Raw genomic sequence first — 4,777 nt, 5'->3', positions numbered from 1 at the left:
TAGTCGTCACATAGCCCGCTATGCTCCTCGTAAAAACGAAAAAATATCCTCAAAAATAACTCTCAAAAGAATGCTGAACAAAATTTAAACAGGCTCTTAATATTATTTTTATTTGGAATGTGTAGGGATATATTGAAGAGCATTTATGTTTGGATTGATAATATCTCAATTGGAAAAGATTTTTAGCCATTTTAAAATTACCAGGTATTTGAAAGGGCGGTGGTATGAATCTGTTTGTAGGTCTGTGAATATGTAATTATGATAAATGATGTGTGAAGAATCCAATTATTTGATAGTAAGGATATTAACTTGTTGATAACTTTAGCGTCTACCTGTTGATAACATTGTTCATAACTTTGTGGATAAAGAATGGGGTAGGGAGAAAAAAGAAAGATTCTCTTGTTTGGAGGTGCAAAGATAACGGTTATTTTTGAATTTCCTATAATTGAGTTTAAATAAAAAGAGTACTCCTTTCATCACGAATGGAGTACCCTTGAGTTGTGTGTTTTTTATAAGAGTAGAATTTATTTCTTTCGGGTTATTGTATGAAGTACGTTCCCCTTTTTATCGATCATACGCAGGTTGAATTCTTTTTTATCAATAGAACAGACAGAAAAACCAGGTTCCGGACTACAGAACAGTGTTCCTTCGATCGGTTTTACTTTACGTGCCAGTGAGCCGGAAGAATTGACAACGTAGTCAATATCGCTTCCTGATACGCGGATATGCTGGAAGTTATGAATGTGTCCGCAGATATACATATCTACATGATGTTTTCTCAGGATGGGATCCAGATATTTCTGCAGGTCGTCTCGTTCACTGGTATCTTTGGGAGTTTCAGCGTAGATAGGGTGGTGTCCTACTACAGCTACCCAGTCTTCTTTGGCTGCGGTCAGTACTGAGTCTACCCAAGCGAGCTGTTTTTCTCTGTTTTGCTTGCAGGCATCCGGATAAGTCTCTTTTTCATTGCGGTATTTATTAATGATGGGGGCAGTATCCAACCAAACGACGCGGACGGTTGTACCTTCTTCATTGAATACCTTGGTGTAGTAGCGGGCAGGCATGGACCAGCGGCGGCTTATATTACTATAGTCAAGTACGGCTTGGGTATTACCGCGATATTCATGATTTCCCAATACAGGAAACCAGTCGATCATTAACTCCGGATGCGAGTAGATTAATTCGTAATTTGTCATCCATAGAGGGTCATTGACGCTGCGTACACCTTCGAAATGGTGAATATCTCCGGTGGCAACAACGAACTCAGGACCGATTTCTTCTGCCATCGTTCCCATTAGTTCGGCAATTGGCTTTTGGTCATAATATCCGTTTCGTCCCAGATCGTTGGCAATATAGAAATTGAATTTTTTATCGAAGATGGAATAGTCGCTCTTTTGTGCATATCCTATTGTACAGATTGTGATAAACAGAAGAACGAGAAGGCTTTTTGTTTTCATTTTATAAATTGTTTCTTATTGATTATTAATAGATACTTGCTTTGCGTCTTTTTATAGGGATTTAGAAATTGATTTTGACTCCTGCATTTACCTTTACACCATAATGTTCTGATTGCATGGTGCGTTCTGATATTCCCTGGTAATAACGCAGAGGTTGGTTTAGCAGATTGTTAGCCTCGGCATAAAAAGTTGTTCTCAGTTTTTTACCAAAAGTATAACTGGCGTTTACATCCATGTAGTTTACTTTATCATAATAACGGTCGTAGAAAGCGCTTTCACCCATTTCATCAATAAAATCGGATGCGAAATTGTAAGATAAGCGTACGTTGAGTCCTCCTTTTTCAAAGTAGAGAGACGCATTGGCTGTATGTTCCGGTGATCCGGGCAGTTTCAGGTCTTTTTCGTTTTCACGTCCGGTGAAGTTGAAGTTGTTCACCTTGCTATGTGTATAGGTATAGGTTCCGTAGAATCCAACACACTTTAAGGCGGGAGCGATGAAACCGAAATCCCGTTGGTAGCCTACTTCTACACCCAATAAATTGGCATCTCCTGCATTGCGGGGTTGCATGAATTTATCATAAGAATTGCCTTCATACTCATATCCTCTGACTGTTTGGGTTACGATGAAGTCATTGATGTCTTTGTAATATATACCAATACTGACAAGTCCTACACTTTTGAAATAATAATCTGCACTCAGATCGAAGTTAAACGAAGTGGTCGGTTTTAATTCCGGGTTACCAAGTGTCAATTCGTTGTCTTTGTTGTTGATATTTACATTCGGTATCAATGCTGAGTATTTGGGGCGCGAAAGTGTTTCGGTGAATGAACCGCGAATCTTGAAATCTTCACTGACGTTGTACTTCAATAAGACGGAAGGTAAAACGTTCAGGTAGCTGTCTTTTACATCCGGGGTAACAGTCAATGATTCCGGATCGCCATCGTCGTTCAGTGTCAGTTTGCGTCCGTTGTATTTCAAATGGGTATTTTCCAGACGCAAACCTACCATTGCACTAAGTTTCTTACCGAAGTTCTGGTCGAAACGAAGGTAGCCGGCGGTAACTGTTTCACGTGCTTTGTATTCGCCTGCCAGCTCTTCCAGATTTTCTGTTTTATTAAACAGGCTGCTGTTGTTCAGGTCGAGCCCTCCCACATATTCTTTACTGATAAATGTCCCTGCTTTGTATTTTTCTCCGGGCATATATCCATTTCTGTTTTGTTCGCTGGTATTGGAAAAACTATTTGAATTAAAAGCCTTTTCGTCCACTGGCTCATAATCATAAAACTCCAGATCTTTGTCTTTACTCTTGTCTACTACTTTGGCTCCGAATCGCAACTGATTACTATAGAATCCTTTCACTAATGGTAGTTTGAAATTCATTGAAAACTTAAGATCTTTCTCTACAATATCTTCCTGCTGCTCTGTAAGTTCTTGCAGGGAGAAATCATTATTAAGTATAAGCGTCGAACCGGCTTGTGCTGAAGCATAGGGTCTTCTTATATCGCTCAGGTCTATGTCGAAATTCTGTTTCTTTAGTTCATATCCCAGGTAGCGTTCGTTGGGACGCTCTTCTGAGGCACGGGCATAAGAGGCATTCCAGTCCATGGATAACTTGCCGAAAAGATGTTCGCCACCGAGAGTGAAATCCATCGTACGCTGACGCTCGAGGCGGGCGTTACGGTTGTTTGGACTTCCAGCCTTTGTCTGTAGGCGTACAGAGGCCTTGTTGTCGGCAACTGCGCCTTCTTTCTTCTTATTAACATCTTTGTTCAAATCTTTCAGAGTAAGGCGATACCGGTTTTCCCAGTCATTGCGATTGTTGAATATTCCTTTGAAGAATAACTTATGATTTGCGTTTATATCCCAGTCCAATGCTGCCGAGTAACTTTGGCGCTCACGGGTTACGTAGTATTGGCGAATCTGGTAATCAGTCAGGCAGATTGTTCCTTTTGAATCTGTATCCCAGACAAATTCTACATCATCAGATCCTGAGGGAGCATTTTGATAGGAAGCAGAAAGCATGACACCCAGTTTATCATTGAAAAAACGATCACCATAGGTGAAACCCAGGTTGAGTTGGGCTTTTTCACTGATCCAGTTATATCCGCTTCCGGCAGTAGCAGTGATTGTACGTTTGTAAGGAGAGTTCTTGGTAACCAGATTGATCGATCCGCCAATGGCATCTCCGTCCATATCCGGGGTTACTACTTTATTTACTTCAATGGTTTGTATCATATCCGCCGGGATAAGGTCTAACTGTACATTACGTGTATCGCCTTCGGCGGAAGGAATACGATTACCATTGATAGTGACCGAGCTTAAATCAGCAGAGGTTCCGCGAACTTGTCCGAAACGAGCTTCGCCCTGATCATATTGTACATTAATACCTGAGATACGTTTAAGTGCGTCTCCGATATTTGAGTCGGGGAATTTCCCCACCTGATCGGCAGAAACAACGTTGGTGATACCCAGGCTGTTTTTTTGTGAGTTAATAGCCCGGCGTTGCCCTTGAAAAGCGCCTCCTACTACTACCTCTTGTAGCTCTAATCCTTCGTTGAGTACAACATCTTTTTCCAAAGTCCTTCCGGCAGGAATCGTAATTTTCATCTCTACCGGTGAGTAGCCGACGTAACTGATTTTTATGGTGTAGGTGCCTGGATTCAGATTGGAAAATGTGTAATATCCATTGACGTCACTTGTTACTCCCGTGTGTAAGTTTTCAATATAGATAGATGCTCCGGGGAGTGTTTGTTTGGAAGCATCGATGATTCGTCCGCGGATTGTTCCTTGCTTGACTACATTTACTTTCTCTTCGGCGAAAGTATTGCTGCTCATGTTTAAAAATAAGAGAATCAATGAGACTAATTTAACGAGTCGTTTCATATTTGTTAGTATGCGTTAATAATATGCCGCAAAAGTAGGGGGATCATATTTCATTTTCTTTGCTGGATATTGAAGATGCGGTAACAAATATGTTTCGTTTGTGTGTCGGTGTTATCTGAAGTTGGTTGTTTATATATTGTGAGTTAATAATTACGGGCAGTATGTGGCGTGAAGTTAATTTGTTGTATATAAATTCGTTACCCTGTTGATAACTTTATAGTACACCTGTTGATAACCTTGTTAATAACTCTGTGGATTAATAATGAAAAAAAAGAAGAGGAATGTAGTGAAATAAAAAAGCGCCCAAGAGTGGAAGCCTCCCAAACGCTATTTTCTGTAGTAGCGGGACCCGGGATTGAACCGGGGACCTCATGATTATGAATCATGCGCTCTAACCAGCTGAGCTATCCCGCCATCGTTTCTCGATTGCGGGTGC

The 4,777-nt window shown here is 40.8% G+C and carries 2 protein-coding genes and 1 tRNA gene; all 3 read right to left on the bottom strand.

Translation table 11 applies throughout. The annotated features are described in order from the left end of the window. Positions 1–524: 524 nt before the first annotated feature. A complete protein-coding gene (locus QX565_RS00315; protein ID WP_289290550.1) occupies positions 525–1,457 on the bottom strand; it encodes a metallophosphoesterase in 933 nt (310 codons plus the stop codon). Between the two features lie 61 nt (positions 1,458–1,518). Beyond that, positions 1,519–4,341: a TonB-dependent receptor gene (locus QX565_RS00310; RefSeq protein WP_289290549.1), complete on the bottom strand. Its 2,823-nt coding sequence runs from the start codon at positions 4,339–4,341 to the stop codon at positions 1,519–1,521. Between the two features lie 340 nt (positions 4,342–4,681). Continuing rightward, positions 4,682–4,755 (bottom strand) — tRNA-Met (locus QX565_RS00305). Positions 4,756–4,777: the final 22 nt, after the last annotated feature.

It is taken from the genome of Bacteroides sp. 41_26 (genome assembly GCF_949740115.1).
Taxonomy (GTDB): domain Bacteria; phylum Bacteroidota; class Bacteroidia; order Bacteroidales; family Bacteroidaceae; genus Bacteroides; species Bacteroides nordii.
This window is presented reverse-complemented; position numbering and strand designations above follow the sequence as displayed.